The organism is Leclercia sp. 29361 (assembly GCF_011290365.1).
Taxonomy (GTDB): Bacteria; Pseudomonadota; Gammaproteobacteria; order Enterobacterales; family Enterobacteriaceae; genus Enterobacter; species Enterobacter tamurae.
The window spans coordinates 3,990,438-4,013,549 of the sequence record NZ_CP049786.1 but is presented as its reverse complement, the minus strand read 5'-3'; the positions used below and the strand labels follow the sequence as shown (position 1 = coordinate 4,013,549).

The window sequence follows — 23,112 nt, the reverse complement described above, 5'->3', positions numbered from 1 at the left end:
GGCGAAGCCGCCACCCGGCTTTTTTTATGGAGAGAACCGAATGGGTATTGCACTTGTTACCGGCGCCAGCCGCGGAATTGGCAAAGCAACCGCGCTTCAGCTGGCACGTGAAGGCTACACCGTGGCGGTGAATTATCACCACAACATCAAAGCCGCGACCGATGTGATCGCGCAGATTGTGAAAGAGGGCGGCAAAGCCTTTGCCCTGCGGGCAGATATCAGTGATGAAGCCCAGGTCATGGCGATGTTCGACAGCCTCGATCGTGAAGGTGAACCGCTGACGGCGCTGGTTAACAACGCTGGCATTCTGTTCGAGCAGAGCACCATCGAAAATCTCTCTGCCGAGCGCATTAACCGGGTGCTGGCCACCAATGTGACCGGGTATTTCCTCTGCTGCCGTGAGGCGGTGAAACGCATGGCGCTAAAACATGGCGGTAAAGGCGGGGCGATTGTGAACGTCTCATCCGCCGCATCGCGACTCGGCGCACCGGGGGAGTATGTGGATTACGCGGCGTCGAAAGGGGCCGTGGACTCTCTTACCACCGGGTTAGCGCTGGAGGTGGCGGCGCAGGGCATCCGGGTTAACTGCGTCCGTCCCGGGCTGATCTACACCGAAATTCATGCTTCCGGCGGGGAGCCAGGACGTGTGGATCGGGTGAAGTCGATGCTGCCGATGCAGCGCGGCGGTCAGCCTGAAGAGGTGGCGCAGGCGATTGTCTGGCTGCTGAGCGAGAAGGCGTCGTACGTGACGGGCAGTTTTATTGAGTTAGCGGGCGGGAAGTAAACCCCTCACCCTAACCCTCTCCCCATAGGGGAGAGGGGATCGATCGTAGGCCGGTGCAAGCGTAGCGCCGCCCGGCGTTACGGAGTTAAAGCGTCTCGCCGTTGCTGGCAATCACCGCTTTGTACCAGTCAAAACTCTTCTTGCGCGAACGGGACATGTCGCCGGTGCCGTCGTCGTGCTTGTTCACGTAGATAAAGCCGTAGCGTTTACTGTACTGGCCGGTGGTGAACGACACGCAGTCGATGCAGCCCCACGGGGTGTAGCCCATCAGGTCCACGCCATCATAAGTGACCGCTTTTATCATCTCTTCGACGTGAGCGCGCAGGTAGTCGATGCGGTAGTCATCGTTAATGCTGCCGTCTTCTTCCACTTTGTCGTACGCGCCAAAACCGTTTTCGACGATAAACAGCGGCTTCTGATAGCGCTCATACAGCTCGCACAGGGCGTAACGCAGGCCGACCGGGTCGATCTGCCAGCCCCAGTCCGACGCCTTCACGTGCGGGTTCGGGACGCTGCCTTCGAAGCCGGAGATCGCATCGCCAGTACCGCCTTCCGCTTTCACGGCGTTAGTCATGTAGTAGCTGAAGCCCAGGTAGTCACAGGTGCCTTCACGCAGGATCTGCTCGTCGCCGGCTTCCATGTTGATGGTGAAACCGCGGCGCTCCCACTCGTTCAGTACGTAGGACGGGTAGTAACCGCGCAGCTGCACGTCGGTAAAGACATAGCGCTCGCGCATCGATTCCTGGGCAAACATCACGTCTTCTGGTTTGCAGGAGAACGGATAGAGCGCCACCATCGCCAGCATGCAGCCGACTTTCATTTCCGGGTTGATGCGACGGGCGGCTTTCACCGCCAGGGCGCTGGCCACGAACTGGTGGTGCAGCACCTGGTACATGGTCTCTTCCGGGTTCTGATGCTCGGTATAGACCACGCCGGAGCAGCAGTAGCCGAACAGCGGGGCACGCCAGTTGCGCTGGTTGTTGATCTCGTTGAAGGTCATCCAGTATTTGACCTTGCTCTTGTAGCGCTCAAACACTACTTCAGCGAAGTTCACGAAGAAATCGACCACCTTGCGGTTAGTCCAGCCGCCGTACTCCTGCACCAGGTGCAGCGGCATTTCGAAGTGGGAGAGGGTGATCACCGGCTCGATGTTGTACTTCAGCAGCTCATCGAACATGTCGTCGTAGAACTTCAGCCCCTCTTCGTTCGGCTGGGTTTCGTCACCTTTCGGGAAGATACGGGTCCAGGCGATGGAGGTGCGGAAGCATTTGAAGCCCATCTCGGCAAACAGCTTGATGTCTTCTTTATAGTGGCCGTGGAAGTCGATGGCTTCATGGTTCGGGTAGTATTTACCTTCGATCACTTCCTGAGTGATTTCGCGCGGAACGCCGTGGGCGCCGCCGGTCAGCACGTCACAAATGCTCGGGCCTTTGCCGCCTTTGTTCCAGCCGCCTTCAACCTGGTGCGCCGCCACTGCGCCGCCCCATAAAAAGTCTTTTGGTAAGGTGAGTTTTTTCATCTTTGCTGATCTCATTAATTGACTTATTTTTGAGTCTAACAAAGGGGAATAAAAAGTCACGATATAACAATTTGCAGGAATTGTGATTTGTTACGGCAAAAAAACAGGGTGTTTTATTCCGTTAATTTCTTCGCCAGTTTGCGCCCCAGAGATTCGAGAATATAAATCACCGGGATTTGCGTCGTAATATCGTAGACCCCTCCGATACGCGTTTGCGGGACATGCCAGGAGAGATTAAAGTCCGCCAGTTTTGCCAGACGCGAATGTTCGTGGCTGGTGATGGAGAGCACCTTGCAGTGATGCAGGCTGAACTGGCTGGCGAAGCGCAGGATCTCTTCAGTTTCGCCCGAGACCGAGAGCACAATTGCCAGCGCGTTTTTCGCCATATCGTTGGTGACCGGGAAATAAGGATCGTCGATATGATTGCTGAATTTGCCAATATTAGAAAAGAAGCGTGCGCCATATTTTGCCAGCGACCCCGAGGTGCCAGCGCCGACAAATATAATGCGCTCTGAGGATAAGATAATATCCACGGCGTTATTGAGTAGCGTATCAAATTCATCATTGTTTACGCTTTTGAAAAAACTGATAATCTCGCTGGCACCAAAATTGGCCTGCTGCGGTTCGTTTTGTTCGAGATATAATTTAAACCGCACGCGGAATTCAGAATACCCATCGCATTTCAGCTTGCGGCAAAAGCGCAGCACGGTGGTGGTGGAGACCCCTGCCGCATCCGCCAGTTCGCGGATAGTCATGTACATCACCTGGTCACGGTTTTTGATGACGGTGTTGTAGACCATCATCTCCAGATTATTGAGACTGGCAATGGCGGAATGGGAGAACATGCTCACAGGGGTTAAACTCACTCATCAGACTTCATCTTCAGGGAATAATACCATGCAGCCAAACGACATTACTTTTTTTCAGCGCTTTCAGGATGACATTCTGGCCGGGCGTAAGACCATTACCATTCGCGATGAGAGCGAAGCGCACTTTGAAGCGGGTGATATTCTGCGGGTGGGGCGTTATGAAGATGACGGTTACTTTTGCACCATTGAGGTGACGGGCACGTCGACCGTGACGCTGGAAACGCTAACCGAAAAGCATGCTCAGCAGGAGAATATGACCCTCGGTGAACTTAAGCGGGTCATCGCGGAGATCTATCCAAATCAGACTCAGTTTTATGTTATTGATTTTAAATGCCTTTGATTTTTAGCAGAACATCCGTTAGCTGAAAATATCATTCAAGAATATGATTTTATTTAATAAATATTAAAAGGATATTTATTTTAGCTAACAGGTGTTCACTGAAATCATTCTCAGTTAGCATAGTCAGCGATGCAGTATTCACTTATGTTTTCCCGGAGTTCTCTATGGTTAGCAAACCATTAACCGCACAGGGATATTCGCTGGCTGAGGAAATAGCCAACAGTATTAGTCACGGCGTGGGTCTGGTGTTTGGCATAGTCGGGCTGGTATTGCTACTGGTTCAGGCCGTCGACACCAACGCCAGCGCGCTGGCAATCACCAGTTACAGCCTGTATGGCGGAAGCATGATTCTGCTGTTCCTGGCGTCCACTCTTTACCATGCCATTCCGCATCAGCGGGCCAAAATATGGCTAAAAAAATTCGACCACTGCGCCATCTATCTGCTGATTGCCGGGACCTATACGCCGTTTTTGCTGGTGGGACTGGATTCACCGCTGGCGCGCGGGCTGATGATTGTGATCTGGAGCCTGGCGCTGCTGGGGATCCTGTTCAAGCTGACCATCGCGCACCGTTTCAAGGTGCTGTCGCTGGTGACCTATCTGACCATGGGCTGGCTGTCACTGATTGTGGTCTATCAGCTGGCGGTAAAACTGGCGGCGGGTGGAGTGACCTTGCTGGCGGTCGGCGGAATTATCTATTCGCTGGGGGTGATTTTTTACGTCTGCAAGCGCATCCCCTATAACCACGCGATCTGGCACGGGTTTGTGCTGGGCGGCAGCGTCTGCCATTTCCTGGCGATTTATTTGTATGTAGGGCAGGTTTAATTAACATTGCCGGGTGGCGGCTTCGCCTTACCCGGCCTACGGGGCTTGTAGGCCCGGTAAGCGCAGCGCCACCGGGCAAAAAACATCACTCTTCCAGCGAATACGGCAGCGGCTCGATGCTCAGGGTATTCACATCTTCGCGCACGCGGAACACGCTATCCGGCTCCATATCATTATTCATGACGGCCTGCACCAGCAGGCGGCCATCGTCGAGCTGAACGGCAGCAAGCACGGTGCCGGTCCGGCGCCAGTTCTCACCCATTTTCAGCTCCAGATCTTCACCGGCTTCCGGTACACGGCTGGCCTGGCCTGCCAGATACCACAGCGCACGTTTGTTGGCGCCGCGGAACTTCGCGCGGGCGACCATCTCCTGGCCGGTGTAGCAGCCTTTTTTAAAGCTGATCCCGCCGAGCGCCTGCAGGTTGGTCGCCTGAGGAATAAACTGCCCGCTGTTAGCGGCGTCGATTACCGGGATGCCCGCTTCGATGTTCAGCGCCAGCCACTGCTGGCTGTTATTCAGCTGAGCTTCGCCACGCAGGGCCTGGGTCACGCGCTCTGCAGTGGCGACATCGGTCACCAGCAGGAAACGTTCCGCCGGGTGTTCAAACCACAGCAGCGAGGTGGCACCGTCGTTGGTCACCTGTTTTTCGGCATCAGGCAGTTCGCTGAACAGGTTTTTCAACGCCGCGCGCGCCTGGAATCCGGCCACGCCCAACAGCACCAGCTCATCATCGGCGGCGATGGTCACTTTTGAGAACACCGCATACTTTTTCAGCTCGGTGAGTTGGGCGTCGCGCAGGCTGCGGCGTTCGATCAGGGCAAAACCGTCCTGACGGCGGAAGAGGCGCAGGTTGCTCCACATTTTGCCTTTTGGATCGCAGTGCGCAGCCAGCAGATGCTGGTGTTCGGTCATCTGGCTGACGTCAGCGGTCACCTGGCCCTGCAGGTACTTTTCGCTGTCCGCACCCACGAGGGTGGCCAGCGCCCAGTCATCAAGAGTCATAAGCGTCAGCGGCAGACGCGCAGAGGCGACAGGCTGGCGCGGAGAAAAAGGTGTAAATGCCATAGTGAGATCCTGAATTGCATAACGCTTTGTTAATGCCTAATGGTAAAAGAGACTGTCGCCATTGCAAGCGGTTTCAACAGGCTATTCGTGCCCTCGCGCCATTCTGCGTAACGCAACGCAAAACGGATCAACACCGGTATTTGTTGTGGTTTTTTCTGGGAGCATGCGTCAGGAACGCAATATTCCAGTAATGAAACAGCAAAAAACACGTTACACTAAGAGCCGTTTCTTCCCGGTAGATCCTCTTTCTCAGCCGATACGAACGGAACACTGCCTGAACTCAACGTTATGCAGGAAAAAGCACATGGACATTACTAACAAAGCCCGCATTCATTGGGCATGCCGTCGCGGCATGCGCGAACTCGATATCTCCATCATGCCGTTCTTCGAATACGAGTACGACACCCTGAGCGATGAGGACAAAAAGCTCTTCATCCGCCTGCTGGAGAACGACGATCCTGATTTATTTAACTGGTTGATGAATCATGGCGAACCCGCCGACGCCGAACTGCAACGGATGGTGCTTTTAATTCAAACACGGAATCGGGAACGTGGTCCTGTGGCAATCTGATTTACGCGTCTCGTGGCGCGCCCAGTGGATGTCTCTTTTGCTCCACGGCCTGGTGGCGGCTTGCATTCTGTTAATGCCATGGCCGCTGAGCTACACCCCATTATGGTTAATCTTACTGTCGCTGGTGGTGTTTGATAGCGTACGCAGTCAACGACGCATCAATTCCCGTCAGGGCGAAATCAAACTGTTCATGGATTCCCGCCTGCACTGGCAGGGCAGCGAGTGGGAGATTGTCGGCACGCCGTGGATGCTCAATTCCGGCATGATGCTCCGCTTACGCAAAGGCAGCGGGAAACGCTACCAGCATTTATGGCTGGCGGCAGACAGCATGGATGAAGGGGAGTGGCGGGATCTGCGCCGGATGCTTTCGCAGCAACCGACGCACGGACGGTAGGGGTTTAGCTGAACTGCTCCGCCATTTCGCCGAGGATCTGCTCGCACCAGTTTTGCAGGCGCTCTTCACTCAGATCGTATTGATTCGTTTCATCGATGGCCAGCCCGACAAACAGCTGGCCGTCGGCAATGATCGGTTTCTTGCTGGTAAACTCATAGCCCTCTGTCGGCCAGTAGCCGATGAAGGTCACCCCTTTCGGCGCCAGCTTGTCATGCAGCATCCCCAGCGCGTCGAGGAACCACTCGCCGTAGCCTAGCTGATCGCCCATGCCGTACAGCGCGATAATTTTGCCTTCCAGCTGCAGGGAATCAAGCTGATCCCAGATGGCTTCCCAGTCTTCCTGCAGTTCACCAAAATCCCAGGTCGGGATGCCCAGAATCAGCACGTCGTACTGCTCCATCATCGTCGGTGCGTCGTCTTTGAGATTATGCAGGGTGACCAGTTCCGGACCAATAATGTCGCGAATTTTCTCTGCGGCCATCTCGGTGTAGCAGGTGCTGGAACCATAAAACAGACCAATATTCATCGCTAAAATGTCTCAATACTTGCTATGACTTTGCGAACTAGTGTACCAGAAACAAGGCCCGTTCAGGCATAATGCACCCATTGCAGAACGAAAGAGGCTGACGTGGAAAAGGATCTCGCACTCATCGAGCAATTTCTCGATGCACTGTGGCTGGAGAAGAATCTTGCCGAAAATACCCTCAGTGCTTACCGACGCGATCTGGGGATGCTGGTGGCCTGGTTACACCATCATGATCTCGCCCTGGCCACGGCCCAAAGTGGCGATCTGCAGGCGCTGCTTGCCGAGCGCATGGAGGGGGGCTATAAAGCCACCAGTTCCGCCCGGCTGCTGAGCGCCATGCGGCGTCTGTTTCAGCATCTGTATCGTGAGAAATTACGTCCCGACGATCCCAGCGCCGCGCTGGCCTCGCCAAAATTGCCCCAGCGTCTGCCGAAGGATCTCAGCGAAGCACAAGTTGAGAGATTATTACAGTCGCCGGTGGTTGACCAACCGCTGGAGTTACGCGATAAAGCGATGCTTGAAGTGTTGTACGCGACGGGGCTGCGCGTCTCTGAGCTGGTCGGGCTGACGATGAGCGATATTAGCCTGCGTCAGGGCGTAGTGCGGGTGATCGGGAAAGGCAACAAAGAGCGTCTGGTGCCGCTGGGGGAAGAGGCGGTGTACTGGCTGGAGAACTATCTTCAGCATGGGCGTCCGTGGTTGCTCAACGGTGCCTCCATTGATGTGCTGTTTCCGAGCCAGCGTGCGCAGCAAATGACGCGTCAAACCTTCTGGCATCGCATCAAACATTACGCCACACTGGCGGGTATCGACAGTGAAAAACTTTCGCCGCACGTTCTGCGTCACGCTTTTGCGACCCATCTTCTGAACCATGGAGCCGATCTGCGCGTGGTCCAGATGCTGCTTGGGCACAGTGACCTTTCAACGACGCAAATCTACACGCATGTCGCGACGGAACGCCTGCGGCAGCTACACCAACAGCATCACCCACGTGCGTGATGACTTGTAACAGGAACCAATATGAAAAAGTCTTTAGTGCTCTTCTCTCTGCTGGCAGCCTCATTATCCGGCCTGGCGCATGCTGACGATGCGGCCATTAAACAGTCCCTGGCGAAGCTTGGCGTCACCGGGAGCGAGATTCAACCTTCGCCAATTCCCGGGATGAAAACCGTGATGACCAGCGGCGGCGTAATGTACGTCACCGAAGACGGTAAGCACTTCCTGCAGGGACCGCTGTACGACGTAAGCGGTGCCCAGCCGGTCAACGTGACTAACCAGATGCTGATGAAGAACCTGCACGCGCTGGAAAAAGAGATGATCGTCTACAAAGCGGCGCAGGAAAAACATGTCATTACCGTGTTCACCGACATCACTTGCGGCTACTGCCACAAACTGCATGAAGAGATGAAAGACTACAACGCGCTGGGGATCACCGTGCGTTATCTCGCCTTCCCGCGGGCGGGCGTGCAGAGCCAGCCTGAGCAGGACATGAAGGCCATCTGGTGTGCGAAAGATCGCAACAAAGCCTTTGATGATGCCATGAGCGGTAAAGGCATTCAGCCAGCCTCGTGCGATATCGACATTGCCAATCACTACGCGCTGGGGGTGCAGTTTGGCGTGACCGGAACGCCCGCCATCGTGCTGAGCAACGGTTATGTCGTGCCGGGTTACCAGGGGCCGAAAGAGATGAAAGCGTTCCTCGACGAGCACCAGAAACAGTTTGGCGGTAAATAATTCGCGTGAAATCTTCGATACAACTTCGTCGTCGTGAAGTGAACGACAGCGCCGCGTTACCCGCGGATCTGTCGCCTCTGTTGCGTCGACTGTATGCCAGCCGTGGCGTGCAAACCGCAGACGACCTTGAACGAAGCGTAAAAGGCATGTTGCCCTGGCAGCAGCTGAGTGGCGTCGAGAAGGCCACGGAGCTGCTGTACAACGCCTTTCGGGAAGGGACGCGCATCATCGTGGTGGGGGATTTCGATGCCGATGGCGCCACCAGTACCGCGCTGAGCGTGCTCAGCCTGCGGGCGATGGGATGCGATAACGTCTCCTACCTGGTGCCGAACCGCTTCGAGGATGGCTACGGCCTGAGCCCGGAAGTGGTCGATCAGGCCCACGCCCGCGGCGCGCAAATGATCCTCACCGTCGACAATGGGATCTCCTCCCATGCCGGTGTCGATCGTGCGTACGATCTCGGGATCCCGGTGCTGGTCACCGATCACCACCTGCCTGGCGACACGCTGCCGGCAGCGGAAGCGATCATCAACCCCAACCTGCGCGACTGCGACTTCCCGTCAAAATCCCTGGCGGGGGTTGGAGTGGCATTTTACCTGATGCTGGCGCTGCGTACGCGGCTGCGGGATAACGGCTGGTTTGAGTCGCAGGGTATCGCGGCGCCGAATCTGGCGGAATTCCTCGATCTGGTGGCGCTGGGCACCGTGGCGGACGTGGTGCCGCTGGATGCCAATAACCGTATTCTCACCTGGCAGGGCTTAAACCGCATTCGGGCGGGCAAATGCCGTCCGGGCATTAAGGCGTTGCTGGAGATCTCCAACCGCGATCAGCAGCGGCTGGCGGCCAGCGATCTGGGCTTTGCCCTCGGACCGCGACTCAATGCCGCCGGGCGACTGGATGACATGTCGGTGGGCGTAGCACTGTTGCTGTGTGACAACATCGGCGAAGCGCGCGTGCTGGCCAACGAGCTGGATGCCCTGAACCAGACCCGTAAAGAGATTGAGCAGGGGATGCAGGCTGAGGCCCTGATCCTGTGCGAGAAGCTGGAGCGCAGCGGCGAAACGCTGCCCGGCGGGCTGGCGATGTATCACCCCGAGTGGCACCAGGGGGTGGTCGGGATCCTGGCCTCGCGCATCAAAGAGCGTTTCCACCGTCCGGTGATCGCCTTTGCGCCAGCCGGAGACGGCACGCTGAAAGGATCGGGCCGATCTATTCAGGGGCTGCATATGCGCGATGCGCTGGAGCGTCTGCATACGCTGCACCCGGATCTGATGATCAAATTTGGCGGCCACGCGATGGCGGCGGGCTTGTCGCTGGAAGAGGCGAAGTTCGAGCGGTTCCAGCGCCTGTTCAGCGAGCTGGTCACCGACTGGCTGGATCCTGCTCTGCTGCAGGGCGAAGTGGTCTCCGACGGTCCGTTAACCCCCGCTGAAATGACCATGGAAGTGGCGCAGATGCTGCGTGATGCCGGTCCGTGGGGACAGATGTTCCCGGAGCCGCTGTTCGATGGCCGTTTCCGTCTGCTGCAACAGCGGCTGGTGGGGGAACGCCATCTGAAAGTGATGGTGGAACCGGTCGGCGGCGGCCCGCTGCTGGACGGTATCGCCTTCAACGTCGATACCACCATCTGGCCGGACAACGGCGTACGCGAAGTCGAACTGGCCTACAAACTGGATATCAACGAGTTTCGCGGCAACCGTACGCTGCAAATCATCATCGACCATATCTGGCCACTTTAGCATCACTATTCCGCTATAAAACAGGGCGTGAATCCGGTACAATTCCGCCCTTATCTCCGCATTTTGACTAGTCCATAAAAGAAAACAGACCATGTTTGAAATTAATCCGGTAAAAAACCGCATTCAGGACCTCACGGAGCGCTCCGACGTTCTTAGGGGGTATCTTTGACTACGATGCCAAGAAAGAGCGTCTCGAAGAAGTAAACGCCGAGCTGGAACAGCCGGACGTCTGGAACGAACCTGATCGCGCACAGGCGCTGGGTAAAGAGCGTTCCTCTCTGGAAGCTATCGTCGATACGCTGGATCAGATGGCGCAGGGTCTGGAGGATGTTTCCGGGCTGCTTGAGCTGGCCGTTGAGGCCGACGACGAAGATACCTTTAACGAAGCCGTGGCAGAACTCGACGTGCTGGAAGAGAAGCTGGCGCAGCTGGAATTCCGTCGCATGTTCTCCGGTGAATACGACAGCGCCGACTGCTACCTGGATATCCAGGCCGGTTCCGGCGGCACAGAAGCACAGGACTGGGCCAGCATGCTGACCCGTATGTACCTGCGTTGGGCTGAAGCCCGCGGCTTCAAGACCGAGATCATCGAAGAGTCTGAAGGCGAAGTGGCAGGCCTGAAATCTGTCACCGTTAAAATCATTGGCGATTACGCTTACGGCTGGCTGCGTACTGAAACCGGCGTTCACCGCCTGGTGCGTAAGAGCCCGTTCGACTCCGGCGGCCGTCGTCACACCTCTTTCAGTTCCGCGTTTGTCTATCCGGAAGTGAAGGACGATATCGATATCGAAATCAACCCAGCCGATCTGCGTATCGACGTTTACCGCGCCTCCGGTGCGGGTGGTCAGCACGTAAACCGTACGGAATCCGCGGTGCGTATTACCCACCTGCCGACCGGGCTGGTAACACAGTGCCAGAACGACCGTTCCCAGCATAAAAACAAAGACCAGGCCATGAAGCAGATGAAAGCGAAGCTTTATGAACTGGAGATGCAAAAGAAAAATGCTGAGAAGCAGGCGATGGAAGACAACAAGTCCGACATCGGCTGGGGCAGCCAGATCCGTTCTTACGTCCTTGATGACTCCCGCATCAAAGACCTGCGTACCGGTGTCGAAACCCGTAACACGCAGGCGGTGCTGGACGGCAGCCTGGACCAATTTATCGAAGCAAGTCTGAAAGCAGGGTTATGAGGAACCAACATGTCTGAACAACAAGCACAGGGCGCTGACGCGGTCGTCGATCTTAACAATGAACTGAAAACCCGCCGTGAGAAGCTGGCTGCACTGCGCGAGCAGGGCGTGCCGTTCCCGAACGATTTCCGTCGCGATCGCACCTCAGACCAACTGCACGCTGACTTCGACGCTAAAGAGAACGAAGAGCTGGAAGCGCTGAACATCGAAGTGGCCGTTGCAGGCCGCATGATGACCCGTCGCATTATGGGTAAAGCCTCCTTTATCACCCTGCAGGACGTTGGTGGCCGCATTCAGCTGTACGTCTCCCGTGACGATCTGCCGGAAGGCATCTACAACGAGCAGTTCAAGAAATGGGACCTGGGCGATATCCTCGGCGCCAAAGGTAAGCTGTTCAAAACCAAGACCGGCGAGCTGTCCATTCACTGCACCGAGCTGCGTCTGCTGACCAAAGCCCTGCGCCCGCTGCCGGACAAGTTCCACGGCCTGCAGGATCAGGAAGCGCGCTACCGTCAGCGTTATCTGGACCTCATCTCTAACGATGAATCCCGCAACACCTTCAAAATTCGCTCCCAGATCATGGCCGGTATCCGCCAGTTCATGGTTAAACGCGACTTTATGGAAGTGGAAACTCCAATGATGCAGGTGATCCCGGGCGGTGCGTCTGCGCGTCCATTCATCACCCATCACAACGCCCTCGACCTCGACATGTACCTGCGTATCGCGCCGGAACTGTACCTGAAGCGTCTGGTGGTAGGCGGTTTCGATCGCGTGTTCGAGATCAACCGTAACTTCCGTAACGAAGGCATCTCCGTACGTCATAACCCAGAGTTCACCATGATGGAACTCTATATGGCATATGCGGATTACAAAGATCTGATCGAGCTGACCGAATCCCTGTTCCGTACCCTGGCGCAGGACATTCTGGGCACCACCGAAGTGCCTTACGGCGAAGAGGTCTTCGACTTCGGTAAGCCGTTCGTTAAGCTGACCATGCGCGAAGCGATCAAGAAATACCGTCCGGAAACCGAGATGGCCGATCTGGATAACTTCGACTCTGCGAAAGCGATCGCTGAAAGCATCGGTATCAAGGTTGAGAAGAGCTGGGGTCTGGGCCGTATCGTGACCGAGATCTTCGAAGAAGTGGCCGAAGCACACCTGATTCAGCCGACCTTCATCACCGAATACCCGGCAGAGGTTTCTCCGCTGGCGCGTCGTAACGACGAGAACCCGGAGATCACTGACCGCTTTGAATTCTTCATCGGTGGCCGCGAAATCGGCAACGGCTTTAGCGAGCTGAACGATGCAGAAGATCAGGCCCAGCGCTTCCAGGATCAGGTTGATGCGAAAGCCGCAGGCGACGACGAAGCGATGTTCTTCGATGAAGACTACGTGACCGCGCTGGAGCACGGTCTGCCGCCAACGGCAGGCCTGGGTATTGGTATCGACCGTATGGTGATGCTTTTCACCAACAGCCACACCATCCGCGACGTGATCCTCTTCCCGGCGATGCGTCCGGTGAAATAAGCCGTACAGATGTAAAAAAAGCCCCGAAAGGGGCTTTTTTATTGCGCCGCGAAGGCTCTGAGTGCCTCGCGAGCCGTACTCGCTTCCATCACCATCCACGGGCTAAAGGCCCAGGGCGTGGCCTCCAGCGCGCAGAATAGCGTCTCCAGCTCCACCCACTGATAGTCCATCACTTCGTCATCGTTAATGATTATTTCACTGGTGATGCGAGCGGCAAAGACCGGGCAAATTTCGTTTTCAACAATCCCGGAGGGATCGGTACTACGATAGCGAAACTCAGGCGCGACGGGGGTGATATTGGCAATTTCAGCACCCACTTCAAAGCGACAGCGGCGGATGATCGCCTGGTCTGTCTCTTCGCCAGACTGCGGATGGCCGCAGACCGAGTTTGTCCAGACGCCGGGCCAGGCTTTTTTGCTCAGTGCGCGTCGGGTTAGCAGGCATTCACCGTTGGCGTTAAAGAGCCAGCAGGAGAAGGCCATGTGCAGTGGGGTATGAGAGGTGTGTGCGGCGTATTTTTCCTGAGTGCCCATCACCTTTCCCTGGTCACTTACCAAAATAACGTGTTCTTGAATACTCATTCATGCTCCAGTACCAGCCATGCCAGATGGCTCAGCACCATCTGCAGCACTATTATACTGCATCCTTATACGAACGGTTTGACGCGCAGAGCGGAAAAGGGCTGACCCATATCAGTTCTGGCTGCTATCATAGCGCGGCCATTCACGTTGACCGAGGAACTGTTTTGTTTGCAGGAAGCCTGACGAAAAAACCCGTTTCTGCTCTGTTTTGCCTGATCCTGGCCCTGTTACTGGCGGGATGCGCGGGCGACCAGTCATCGGACTCTGGTCCTGTGTATACCGTTAAACGCGGCGATACGCTGTACCGCATCTCGCGTGCGACCGGCACCAGCGTGAAGGATCTGGCGCGCCTGAATAATATTTCGCCGCCTTACACCATTGAAGTAGGGCAAAAGCTGAGAACTAACGGCAGCAGCGCCACGGCGAAAAAATCCTCTTCAAAGAGCAAAGGGAAAACCGCCGCGGTTACTCCTTCTTACACCGTACCTAAGTCCTCCTGGCCGCCCGTCGGGCAGCGCTGCTGGATCTGGCCTGCCAGCGGAAGAGTCGTCGTGCCCTATTCATTGTCCGAAGGGGGTAATAAAGGCATTGATATCGCAGCTGCGCGAGGCACCCCGGTCTATGCATCCGGAGCAGGGAAGGTGGTCTACGTCGGTAATCAGCTGCGTGGGTACGGTAACCTGATCATGATTAAACATGGCGAAGACTACATCACAGCCTATGCCCATAACGATACAATGCAGGTCAACAACGGGCAGAATGTGAAGGCCGGGCAGAAGATTGCGACTATGGGCAGCACTGGCACAGATTCGGTTAAGCTGCATTTCCAGATTCGTTATAAGGCGACCGCTATCGATCCGCAACGCTATTTACCGCCACAGGGCGGCAAACCGAAGTGCTAAGTGGTTATTTAATCGCCGGTTAGCGCACGGGAGTCTTGTCAGGAGAGGCGTAAGGTCTATAATGCTTTACGCACCTCAAAGCGGGCGTAGTTCAATGGTAGAACGAGAGCTTCCCAAGCTCTATACGAGGGTTCGATTCCCTTCGCCCGCTCCAGACTCCCCAGCCAGCACCTTTCCATAAATCCAATTTCTTTCAGCATACTACGCAGTAGCGCTTATCGACTCCTTTTGAATAGAAATCTTCATTTAACGCATAACCATTCAGTGCTAGCATGGCAGGTCTGTTCTTCTATCTCTGGAGATGACTATGCTGGACATAACAAACTTTGGGCTTTTTGCCCTGTCAGTTTTTCTGCTTTCCGTAACACCAGGGCCTGACATGGCCTACGTGATAGGTCAAAGCGTGGCTAACGGAAGAAGATCGGGGATCATCTCTGCTGCTGGTGTCGCCTTAGGTAGCTGTACTCATGCTGTAGCAAGCGCAGTGGGATTAACTGCATTAATTACCGCTTCTCCGCTGATGTTCACCATCATCAAGTATCTCGGGGCGGCTTATCTTATGTATCTCGGTAGTAAGATGGTTTTGGGAACCTTCGCAAAACAAACCACGAATCACAGCGAAGCTGAACCTGTTAAGACCAAAGCGACCCTTACGAATCTGCTTTCTAAAGGCTTCATTACAACCTTAACCAATCCGAAGGTTCTGTTGTTCTTTATCTCTTTCTTTCCTCAGTTCGTTTCACCTGGGGGCGAGCACCACACCGCCTCGTTTCTGATCCTGGGGATGGCTTACGCGCTGATCGCTTTTTTGACTGATTTAACCTTCGCCATGCTTGCAGGTAGTGCCGCGGGTGCAGTCTCACAAAATCGGGGATTACAGAAAATGCTGGATCGGATTGTGGGGATGGCATTTATTGGATTGGGAGTGAGGTTGGCTCTGACACGTCGTTAAAAAAGGGGCTTGCGCCCCCTTTTATTAGATTAATGTTTTCACATCAAAATCTATGTTTGTTTCGGTATCGGCTTCGTAGTTAACTTCTTCGAATCCGAAACCAAACAACTTCAGGAACTCTTCTTTATAAGCGATGTAATCTGTCAGCTGCTCCAGATTTTCATCGGTAATCGTCGGCCAGATTTCGCGGCACGCTTGCTGAACATCTTCACGCAGTTCCAGATCGTCCATGCGAATTCGCTGCTCGTCATCAAGTTTGGCATTACCGCCATACAGGCTGGTAGTCATCAGACGATTGATTTGCTCGATACAACCTTCATGAATTCCACGGTCTTTCATGAGTTTGAACACGATGGAAATATAAAGCGGCATGACAGGAATGGCGGAGGACGCCTGCGTGACGACGGATTTTAACACCGCGACGTTTGCAGAACCGTTGAGAGGAGCCAGCTTATTGCGTAACGCTTTTGCCGCCCGATCCAGGTCTTCCTTCGCCTTACCGAGCGCACCGTGCCAGTAAATAGGCCAGGTCAAATCCGTGCCGATGTAGGAATAAGCAACGGTCTTCGCGCCATCAGCCAGCACACCTGCGTTATTCAGCGCATCAATCCACAGTTCCCAGTCTTCGCCACCCATCACGGTAACCGTATTACGCACTTCTTCTTCGGTTGCCGGTTCAATGCTGGCGGTGATGATCTGATCTTTGTTGGTATCAATGGCTTTAGAGGTATAAACCTCACCGATTGGCTTCAGCGCAGAGCGAACAATTTCGCCCGTTTTTGGCATCTTTCTTACCGGGGATGCCAGCGAATAAACCACTAAATCAATCTGACCCAGATCTTCTTTGATCAGGTTGATGACTTCGTCGCGGCACTCATCGGAGAACGCGTCGCCGTTGATGCTTTTCGAGTAAAGACCTTCACGTTTCGCTGCTTCATCAAAAGCCGCAGAGTTATACCAGCCCGCTGAGCCTGGCTTGGCATCCGTTCCCGGTTTTTCGAAGAAAACACCGATAGTGGAAGCACCGCCGCCAAATGCTGCAGAAATTCTGGAAGCAAGCCCATAACCAGTGGAAGCACCGATCACCAGCACGCGCGCAGGGCCATCAGTGAGTTTTCCGTTTTTGCGGATGTACTCGATTTGTTTGTTTACATTAACCTGGCAACCAACCGGATGTGTCGTTGTGCAGATGAATCCACGAATCTTGGGTTTAATTATCATGTTGATTTTAATCCATATTCAAATTTCTTAAACATAGAGTAATGATAACTCTTTTGGGAAAACTTGTAATGAAGAATACGCCTTCATTAACTAACTCTAAGATTGATAATGGTTTTGTTAAAACGCTACGGTTATCAAAAATGAACAGCCCTTGTATGACCAGGGTTATTAAGCGGTGTCGGGCACCAAAGGGAGTGGATAACTGGATTAAATAAATGTTAACTTTTGGATCTCAACACCAGCACACTCCTTATTCCCGAAAACATAATAATTACAGAGGCAATGTCATGGATAACGATCTCCTGCAAGCGGGATACCGGGCCTATACCGGTGAGAAAATTGATGTCTACTTCAACACCGGCATCTGCCAGCATGCGGGAAACTGCGTGCGTGGCAGCGCAAAACTCTTCAACCTGAAACGTAAGCCGTGGATCATCCCTGATGAAGTGGATGTCGATACGGTTGTGCGTGTGATTGATACCTGCCCCAGCGGCGCACTTAAATACCGCCACAAATAAGCGAGAAACCATGGAAATTCAGGAAGGCCATAACAAGTTTTATGTCAATGATGCCGAAGGCAACCAGGTCGCGGAGATCGTCTTTGTTCCCACTGGCGAACACCTCAGCATTATTGAGCATACCGATGTCGATCCCAGCCTGAAAGGACAGGGCGTGGGCAAACAGCTGGTGGCGAAGGTAGTGGAAAAGATGCGCGCAGAAAACCGCAAAATCATCCCCCTGTGCCCGTTCGCCAAGCATGAATTTGATAACACCCGCGAGTATGACAATATCCGCGCCTGATGCTGAACAGCACGCTGTCGCAAACCAGCGTGCTGTCTTTTGATCAGGCGATAAACATCACCGACACGCATAACACCCCAACGATCAGCGTCAGCACATTGCCAACGGAGCGGTAAGGCTTCAGGGCCGGGATCAGGAAGGTAGACAGGGTTGGCATGATAAACAGGATCATCGCAATAAGCGGTCCGCTGATGGCATAGATCATCGAGATGGCGTTAGGATTAATGCAGCACACCGCAAAGGTGATCAGAGAGACCCCCATCACCGATACGGCCCGATTAAAGGCCCGGCTTTTCTTCACCCCAATCTGATTTAACCCGGATTTCACTATCTCTGTGGCCCCCTCAATCACGCCAAAATAGGTGCCGAGAAACGACTTCGACATCGCGATAATGGCCACCACAATCCCGGAGATCCCAAGCCAGGAAGGGGAGGAGGGCATCATCGAGAGCGCAGAGAGAATGGTCACCCCTTCCTCTTTAGCGGCGACGATGTAGGACGGTGGGATCGACAGCAGGCAACTGAAGACAAAGAACAGCACGCTCAGGCAGATAATCAGGTACGCCACCTTCATGATGCGGGTACATTTGCCCATCGCGGCGTCACCATATTTCTCCTGCCGATCGACGGCAAAGGTCGAAATAATCGGCGTATGGCTGAAGGCGAACACCATTACCGGAATGGAGATCCACACCTGGTGCAGGGTGTGTTTATCCACGCTCATCTGGCTGGTGAGCAGCGAGGGCTGCCAGCTGTGGGTGAGATACAGCGACACCAGCAGGAAGTAGGCGATCAGCGGGAAAACCAGAAACCCCATCACCCGGATGGTGGCGTGACGGCCCATCAGAAAGATCAGATTCAACGCCAGCACGACCCCCAGGCTGACCAGCACCCGCACCGTGGTGTCCACCGTCAAATGCTTCGCCAGCTGTTCGGTCAGCGAGTTGGTGATCGCCACGGCATAGATCTGCACCACCACAAAAAAGGCGACAAAGTAGAGCGTGGTGATCAGATTGCCGATCTTTTTCCCGTAGTAGTGCGTTACCGCACCGGTGATCCCTTCGCTACCTTTTGTTTTTGCAGAGAGGATGAACTGGCATAACGCTTTGTGGGGCCAGTAGGTAAATGGATACGCCACGAGGGCGGTGATAAACAGGACGACAGCGCCCGCAGATCCCAGCTGGATGGGCAGAAACAAGGTTCCTGCGCCCACGGCAGTGCCGTACAGGGCAAAGCTCCAGAGGGTCTCTTCTTTAGACCAGATTTTCGACATGTGAGAAACGTATCAACTATAAAACCAACAAAAAGGAGACTATTTTACCATAATCATCAGTTGGGGTCGCAGTTGGCGCTATGGGAAGCGGGCCGGAAAGCATTTCCGGCCAGAGGGATTAAGAGGTGGCGGCCTGTCGCTGCTGGCGTCGCTTCATGACGCGATCGCGCAGGGTGTCGTACGCCCAGTTATAAAGCATGGTGTACGGCAGGAAGAAAATAAAGAAGCCAATCTCTAAGGTGAACGCCTGCAACAGGCTCACGCCCAGCACCAGTGACACAATACCGACACCGATAAAAATAAACCCGACTTCAAAGCCGAGAGCGTGCAGGGCGCGGACTTTAGCGGTGCGGGTGACAATATGCCGCGGCCAGAGTCTGTCGAACCCGGCGTTATAGATGATGTTCCAGATCATCGCCGTGGTGGCGAGGAGAATGGTCAATCCGCCCATCTCCAGCACCGGGCGCTGCATCAGCCAGGCGGTGGTCGGGGCAAGGATCGCCGTGGCAATCCCTTCAAATAAGACGGCGTGGAAGATACGTTCCGGCAGTTTTCGGCGTTGAATATCGTTGTGCTGCATAACCTGATACCTCATTAACCTGCCAGGATGGGCAGAGTCAGGCCGCTATTTTTATCGTTAAAACTGATATATAAAAGTTAGATTCCATCGATAAAGTAGATACATCATGCGCTACTCCCCCGAAGCCTTAACGGCGTTTGTTGAGACGGTCGCCACCGGCTCGTTCTCTGCCGCCGCCCGCCGTCTGCGTAAAAGCCAGTCCACCATCAGCACCGCCATTGCTCATCTGGAAGATGACCTCGGTTTTGCGCTGTTCGATCGCAGCGCCCGCCAGCCGGTGCTTACCGCCCAGGGCAAACAGGTGCTGGGCTATGTTCAGTCGATCCTCGCCGCCAGCGCACGGCTCGACGAGCTGGCGGTCTCCCTTAGCGAAGAGACCGAAGCGCGGCTGACCTTTGTGCTTTCGGACACCCTGCATCCGGACGTGCTGGAGGAGATGCTGTTTCGCTTTGACGAGCGTTTTCCCCATACCGAATTCGAATGCCTGATTGGTGAAGAAGAGGATGTCATCGACCTGCTGCAAAAAGGGCGAGCGCACATCGGCCTTACCGGGGCGCGGGAAAGTTATCCCACCGACATTGCCGCTGTCCGCCTGCCGATGCAGACCCACATGGCGATCTATACCTCTGCCAGCCATCCCCTCGCGGCGCAAAATCGCATCGAGGCTGATGAACTGCACGGCTGGCGGGAGCTGCGACTGAACACCTATCTGGAACGTGAGCCGGTGCTGGCGCAGGGGCCGGTGTGGTCGGCGCCTAACTACCTGATGCTGCTCAGCATGGCGGTGCAGGGCTTCGGCTGGTGCGCGCTGCCCTGTGCGCTGGTGGCGGAGTTTGCCCCTGCGAATGCCCTGGTGCAGATCAACGTCCCGGGGTGGCCGCGCTCGGTGGCGATCGATCTGGTGTGGAATAAACGCTCCCCGCCGGGGACAGCGGGAAACTGGCTGCGGCACTGGCTACAGCACCAGGCAGATCCGGTGTGATGAATACGACATTCACCTGATCGGTACCGAAATCTAAAAGGTCTACACTTAATGGGGTAAATTAACCGGCGAGAAGTGACATGAACGCTAAAAATACCATTACGCCCCAGGTGCTGATGCTCTCATCTAAAGATTGGGTGCCTAATAATCCCCATCTGCCGGTGCTGATCTATAAAGGGGTGATAACGGATGGGGATCGTGCCAGCCAGTTTGAACAACGGTTTGCCGACAACGGCTGGCCGCCCCAGTGGCGCGATGGGATTTTCGACTATCACCATTACCACTCCACTGCTCATGAGGTCTTAGGCATTTCCCGGGGGGCGGCGCGCCTGATGATTGGCGGTCCTGGCGGGGAGGAGATCGAGGTAGAGGCAGGGGATGCCCTGTTATTGCCTGCGGGAACCGGGCACTGCCGCTTATCGGCAAGTCTCGATTTTCAGGTGGTGGGGGCTTATCCGCCGGGGATGGAGTTCGATCTCTGTAAGCAGGCAGCGACGCCAGCAATACTGGCGCGGATCGTTGCGCTGCCGTTTCCTGAATCGGACCCGTTAAATGGAAACGCGCCCGCCTTAACCCAGTACTGGAAATCGCCGCCCTTCAGCCAGTGAAGGGCGGAATACCGTTACTGACCAGTATAAATATCAAAGCTGAAGTATTTAGAGGCGAGCTTTTTGTAGGTCCCGTCAGCCAGGATCGCCGCGATGGCGCCGTTCAGCTCCTGACGTAACTGGTCATCCTCTTTGCGCAGTCCAATCGCCGCCCCGGCGCCAAACAGGGCATCGTCCTGCAGCGCGCCGCCGACAAAGGCAAATTCTTTACCCTGAGGCTTGTTGAGGAAGCTGTACTCCGCCATCACCCCGGAGAGCACCGCGCCGTCAATACGCCCGGACTCGAGGTCGCGTATCACCTGGTCGGCACCCTGGTAGGCCACCACGTTAACGCCCTTGCCGCGCCACTGCTCATTGGCATAGGTTTCCTGGGCGGAACCCTGCTCCACGCCGATGGTTTTCCCCTTCAACTGATCCACGCTGTTGCTGGCGAGGCTGTTTTTACGCGCCACCAGGAAGGCCGGGCCGCTGTAAATCTTGTCGCTGAAGGCAATCTGCTCTTTACGTTTGTCGGTGATGTACATCCCGGAGAGGATGGCATCAAATTTACGCGCCTTCAGGGATGGAATGATGCCGTCGAAATTACTTTCAACCCAGACGCATTTCGCCTGCAGCTGCTGACAGATGGCATTGCCCAGATCGATATCAAAACCGACCACCTCGCCCTGTGGGTTTTTTGACTCGAAGGGGGCAAAGGTTGGGTCCACGCCAAAACGCAGCGCTTTGGTCTCGCCGGCAAACGCGGATGAGGCGACCAGCAGGGCCACCAGCGGTAAAAGGATTTTTTTCATTATCTGTCCCTGTCTTAACGGCAATAGTTTTCAACCAAACGGGCAAAGAAGGAGGCCCCGGTGGTAATGATCTCGTCATTGAAGTCGTAGCCGGGGTTATGCACCATGCAGCCGCCTTTTTCTCCTTTCTCGCCGTTGCCGAGCAGGAAATAGCTGCCCGGACGTTGCTGGAGCATAAAGGCAAAATCTTCACTGCCGTTGGATGGGGAGACGCTGTCGAGTACCGCATCTTCACCAAAGAATTCGATGGCCAGCTGGCGGGCGAAGGCGGTCTGTTCCGCATCGTTGACCAGCACCGGGTAGGAGTCATAGATCTCCACTTCGCTGGTGGCGCCGTAGCTGCGGGCGGTGAAGTCGGTAAGCTCCTGAATGCGGCGGATCAGCAACTCGCGGATCTCCGGCTTCATCGAACGCACCGTCAGCTCCATCACCGCGCTGTCCGGGATCACGTTGGAGGCAATGCCCGCCTGGAAGGTTCCGACCGTCACCACGGCAGTTTCGCCCGGCGGCACGTTACGCGCCACGATGCTCTGCAGGGACATGATCAGCGCGGCCCCGGTCACAATTGGATCCACGGTGCGTTCCGGGTGCGCGCCATGCCCGCCGTACCCTTGCAGGGTGATTTTCACGGTATCGGCGGAGGCCATAAAGTTGCCTTCATAGAAGCCAAACTTACCGGTCGGCAGGTAGGGCATATTGTGCAGGGCAAAAATACGGTCGCAGGGGAAGCGGTCAAACAGCCCGTCTTTGATCATGAGATCGGCGCCGCCAATCGCCTCTTCGGCAGGCTGGAAAATCAGGTGCACGGTACCGTTAAACTGGCAGGCGTCAGAGGCAATATATTTCGCGGCGGCCAGTAAAATCGCCGTGTGGCCGTCGTGACCGCAGGCGTGCATTTTGCCCGGCACGGTACTGGCCCAGGGCAAATCGGTGGCTTCGAAGATCGGTAGGGCGTCCATATCGGCGCGCAGGCCAATGGATTTGCTGCCCTGGCCCTTGCTGAGCGAGCCGACCACGCCGGTTTTGCCGATCTCCCGCGTCACCTGATAGCCCCAGCCTTCCAGCTGGTGCGCCACCAGATTGCTGGTATTGAACTCTTCGAGGCTTAATTCAGGATTGGCATGTAAATGACGACGGATGGCGATGATTTCTTCTTCTGATTCTTTTATTTCTGGAATGATACAGTCGGACATTTGTTACTCCAGTGTTAACGCGTGTTTGCATCCCCTAACTTATCGCCGCGCCGTCATAATGCAAATTCGTTCTCTAATAATTACCGTGAAAATTATAAGTTATGTGAATGCATGCAGGCTTTCACCGGGACACTCAAAATAAGTG

The 23,112-nt window shown here is 55.1% G+C and carries 26 protein-coding genes and 1 tRNA gene; 17 read left to right on the top strand and 10 right to left on the bottom strand.

Features of this window, described 5'->3' with window-relative positions; genetic code table 11:
• Positions 1 to 40: 40 nt before the first annotated feature.
• Positions 41 to 784, top strand: coding sequence for an SDR family oxidoreductase (locus G7090_RS19155; protein WP_166183888.1), 744 nt, complete (start codon positions 41 to 43; stop codon positions 782 to 784).
• An 85-nt stretch (positions 785 to 869) separates the two neighbouring features.
• Here the strand turns inward: G7090_RS19155 and bglA are convergent, their stop codons facing one another.
• Both bglA and G7090_RS19145 read right to left on the bottom strand, forming a co-directional pair.
• Positions 870 to 2,303, bottom strand: a complete 1,434-nt coding sequence (gene bglA, locus G7090_RS19150) for a 6-phospho-beta-glucosidase BglA (RefSeq protein ID WP_166183886.1) — start codon at positions 2,301 to 2,303, stop codon at positions 870 to 872.
• Positions 2,304 to 2,416: 113 nt separating this feature from the next.
• Positions 2,417 to 3,148 carry a MurR/RpiR family transcriptional regulator gene (locus G7090_RS19145; RefSeq protein WP_106994378.1) on the bottom strand — a complete coding sequence of 244 codons (732 nt, stop codon included), beginning with the start codon at positions 3,146 to 3,148 and terminating at the stop codon, positions 2,417 to 2,419.
• 52 nt (positions 3,149 to 3,200) lie between these two features.
• On the opposite strand from G7090_RS19145, the gene yqfB reads away from it, so the two are divergent.
• Both yqfB and G7090_RS19135 read left to right on the top strand, forming a co-directional pair.
• Positions 3,201 to 3,512: a N(4)-acetylcytidine aminohydrolase gene (yqfB, locus tag G7090_RS19140; RefSeq protein ID WP_166183884.1), complete on the top strand. Its 312-nt coding sequence runs from the start codon at positions 3,201 to 3,203 to the stop codon at positions 3,510 to 3,512.
• Positions 3,513 to 3,676: 164 nt separating this feature from the next.
• Positions 3,677 to 4,336, top strand: coding sequence for a hemolysin III family protein (locus tag G7090_RS19135; RefSeq protein WP_166183881.1), 660 nt, complete (start codon positions 3,677 to 3,679; stop codon positions 4,334 to 4,336).
• An 85-nt stretch (positions 4,337 to 4,421) separates the two neighbouring features.
• On the opposite strand, the gene ygfZ is transcribed toward G7090_RS19135, so the two are convergent.
• Positions 4,422 to 5,402: a tRNA-modifying protein YgfZ gene (ygfZ, locus tag G7090_RS19130; RefSeq protein ID WP_166183879.1), complete on the bottom strand. Its 981-nt coding sequence runs from the start codon at positions 5,400 to 5,402 to the stop codon at positions 4,422 to 4,424.
• Positions 5,403 to 5,706: 304 nt separating this feature from the next.
• Here ygfZ and sdhE point away from each other — a divergent pair, with 304 nt between their 5' ends.
• Together sdhE and G7090_RS19120 are read left to right on the top strand one after the other, a co-directional pair.
• On the top strand, positions 5,707 to 5,973 hold the full coding sequence (sdhE, locus tag G7090_RS19125; RefSeq protein ID WP_032613860.1) for an FAD assembly factor SdhE: 267 nt from the start codon (positions 5,707 to 5,709) through the stop codon (positions 5,971 to 5,973).
• A complete protein-coding gene (locus tag G7090_RS19120) occupies positions 5,954 to 6,367 on the top strand; it encodes a protein YgfX (protein ID WP_106994382.1) in 414 nt (137 codons plus the stop codon). The genes sdhE and G7090_RS19120 overlap by 20 nt, the downstream gene beginning before the upstream one ends.
• A 4-nt stretch (positions 6,368 to 6,371) precedes the next feature.
• On the opposite strand, the gene fldB is transcribed toward G7090_RS19120, so the two are convergent.
• A complete protein-coding gene (gene fldB / locus G7090_RS19115; RefSeq protein WP_106994383.1) occupies positions 6,372 to 6,893 on the bottom strand; it encodes a flavodoxin FldB in 522 nt (173 codons plus the stop codon).
• Positions 6,894 to 6,995: 102 nt separating this feature from the next.
• Here fldB and xerD point away from each other — a divergent pair, with 102 nt between their 5' ends.
• From xerD to lysS, 5 genes are all read left to right on the top strand, one after another.
• A complete protein-coding gene (gene xerD, locus G7090_RS19110; RefSeq protein ID WP_106994384.1) occupies positions 6,996 to 7,892 on the top strand; it encodes a site-specific tyrosine recombinase XerD in 897 nt (298 codons plus the stop codon).
• A gap of 21 nt (positions 7,893 to 7,913) precedes the next feature.
• Positions 7,914 to 8,627: a bifunctional protein-disulfide isomerase/oxidoreductase DsbC gene (gene dsbC / locus G7090_RS19105; RefSeq protein ID WP_106994385.1), complete on the top strand. Its 714-nt coding sequence runs from the start codon at positions 7,914 to 7,916 to the stop codon at positions 8,625 to 8,627.
• A gap of 5 nt (positions 8,628 to 8,632) precedes the next feature.
• Positions 8,633 to 10,366, top strand: coding sequence for a single-stranded-DNA-specific exonuclease RecJ (recJ, locus tag G7090_RS19100; RefSeq protein ID WP_166183877.1), 1,734 nt, complete (start codon positions 8,633 to 8,635; stop codon positions 10,364 to 10,366).
• Between the two features lie 91 nt (positions 10,367 to 10,457).
• Positions 10,458 to 11,556 (top strand): peptide chain release factor 2 gene (gene prfB, locus G7090_RS19095; protein WP_106994387.1). Its coding sequence is split into 2 segments (ribosomal slippage): positions 10,458 to 10,532 and positions 10,534 to 11,556, totalling 1,098 coding nucleotides; the frame shifts between segments, so codons are not numbered across the junction.
• A gap of 9 nt (positions 11,557 to 11,565) precedes the next feature.
• Positions 11,566 to 13,083, top strand: coding sequence for a lysine--tRNA ligase (gene lysS / locus G7090_RS19090; RefSeq protein ID WP_106994388.1), 1,518 nt, complete (start codon positions 11,566 to 11,568; stop codon positions 13,081 to 13,083).
• A 38-nt stretch (positions 13,084 to 13,121) separates the two neighbouring features.
• Here the strand turns inward: lysS and idi are convergent, their stop codons facing one another.
• Complete coding sequence (gene idi / locus G7090_RS19085) at positions 13,122 to 13,664, bottom strand: isopentenyl-diphosphate Delta-isomerase (RefSeq protein ID WP_166183875.1); 543 nt, start codon at positions 13,662 to 13,664, stop codon at positions 13,122 to 13,124.
• A 164-nt stretch (positions 13,665 to 13,828) separates the two neighbouring features.
• On the opposite strand from idi, the gene actS reads away from it, so the two are divergent.
• The 3 genes from actS (at position 13,829) to G7090_RS19070 (ending at position 15,518) form a co-directional block, all read left to right on the top strand.
• Positions 13,829 to 14,566, top strand: coding sequence for an amidase activator ActS (actS, locus tag G7090_RS19080; protein ID WP_166183873.1), 738 nt, complete (start codon positions 13,829 to 13,831; stop codon positions 14,564 to 14,566).
• 80 nt (positions 14,567 to 14,646) lie between these two features.
• Positions 14,647 to 14,720: transfer RNA gene (locus G7090_RS19075), tRNA-Gly, on the top strand.
• A 153-nt stretch (positions 14,721 to 14,873) separates the two neighbouring features.
• The gene (locus G7090_RS19070; protein ID WP_166183871.1) at positions 14,874 to 15,518 is read left to right on the top strand and encodes a LysE family translocator; all 645 of its coding nucleotides are present in this window, start codon (positions 14,874 to 14,876) and stop codon (positions 15,516 to 15,518) included.
• A gap of 24 nt (positions 15,519 to 15,542) precedes the next feature.
• On the opposite strand, the gene fabV is transcribed toward G7090_RS19070, so the two are convergent.
• Positions 15,543 to 16,739 (bottom strand): enoyl-ACP reductase FabV, encoded by a 1,197-nt coding sequence (gene fabV, locus G7090_RS19065; RefSeq protein WP_166183869.1) that lies wholly within the window; start codon positions 16,737 to 16,739, stop codon positions 15,543 to 15,545.
• A gap of 287 nt (positions 16,740 to 17,026) precedes the next feature.
• Here fabV and yjdI point away from each other — a divergent pair, with 287 nt between their 5' ends.
• Together yjdI and G7090_RS19055 are read left to right on the top strand one after the other, a co-directional pair.
• Entirely contained in the window at positions 17,027 to 17,257 is a 231-nt protein-coding gene (gene yjdI, locus G7090_RS19060) for a 4Fe-4S mono-cluster protein YjdI (RefSeq protein WP_032613838.1), read from the top strand.
• A gap of 10 nt (positions 17,258 to 17,267) precedes the next feature.
• Positions 17,268 to 17,540 (top strand): GNAT family N-acetyltransferase, encoded by a 273-nt coding sequence (locus G7090_RS19055; RefSeq protein ID WP_166183868.1) that lies wholly within the window; start codon positions 17,268 to 17,270, stop codon positions 17,538 to 17,540.
• Between the two features lie 43 nt (positions 17,541 to 17,583).
• On the opposite strand, the gene G7090_RS19050 is transcribed toward G7090_RS19055, so the two are convergent.
• On the bottom strand, positions 17,584 to 18,813 hold the full coding sequence (locus tag G7090_RS19050; protein ID WP_166183866.1) for an amino acid permease: 1,230 nt from the start codon (positions 18,811 to 18,813) through the stop codon (positions 17,584 to 17,586).
• 118 nt (positions 18,814 to 18,931) lie between these two features.
• Complete coding sequence (locus tag G7090_RS19045) at positions 18,932 to 19,393, bottom strand: multidrug/biocide efflux PACE transporter (RefSeq protein ID WP_106994394.1); 462 nt, start codon at positions 19,391 to 19,393, stop codon at positions 18,932 to 18,934.
• A gap of 106 nt (positions 19,394 to 19,499) precedes the next feature.
• Between G7090_RS19045 and G7090_RS19040 the strand changes: the two genes are divergently transcribed.
• Both G7090_RS19040 and G7090_RS19035 read left to right on the top strand, forming a co-directional pair.
• Positions 19,500 to 20,375, top strand: a complete 876-nt coding sequence (locus G7090_RS19040; RefSeq protein WP_166183864.1) for a LysR family transcriptional regulator — start codon at positions 19,500 to 19,502, stop codon at positions 20,373 to 20,375.
• Positions 20,376 to 20,455: 80 nt separating this feature from the next.
• Positions 20,456 to 20,983 (top strand): cupin, encoded by a 528-nt coding sequence (locus tag G7090_RS19035; protein ID WP_207630085.1) that lies wholly within the window; start codon positions 20,456 to 20,458, stop codon positions 20,981 to 20,983.
• Positions 20,984 to 20,997: 14 nt separating this feature from the next.
• Here the strand turns inward: G7090_RS19035 and G7090_RS19030 are convergent, their stop codons facing one another.
• Complete coding sequence (locus tag G7090_RS19030) at positions 20,998 to 21,774, bottom strand: ABC transporter substrate-binding protein (protein WP_166183862.1); 777 nt, start codon at positions 21,772 to 21,774, stop codon at positions 20,998 to 21,000.
• Positions 21,775 to 21,788: 14 nt separating this feature from the next.
• Positions 21,789 to 22,967: a M20 aminoacylase family protein gene (locus G7090_RS19025; RefSeq protein ID WP_166183860.1), complete on the bottom strand. Its 1,179-nt coding sequence runs from the start codon at positions 22,965 to 22,967 to the stop codon at positions 21,789 to 21,791.
• Between the last annotated feature and the right edge of the window lie 145 nt (positions 22,968 to 23,112).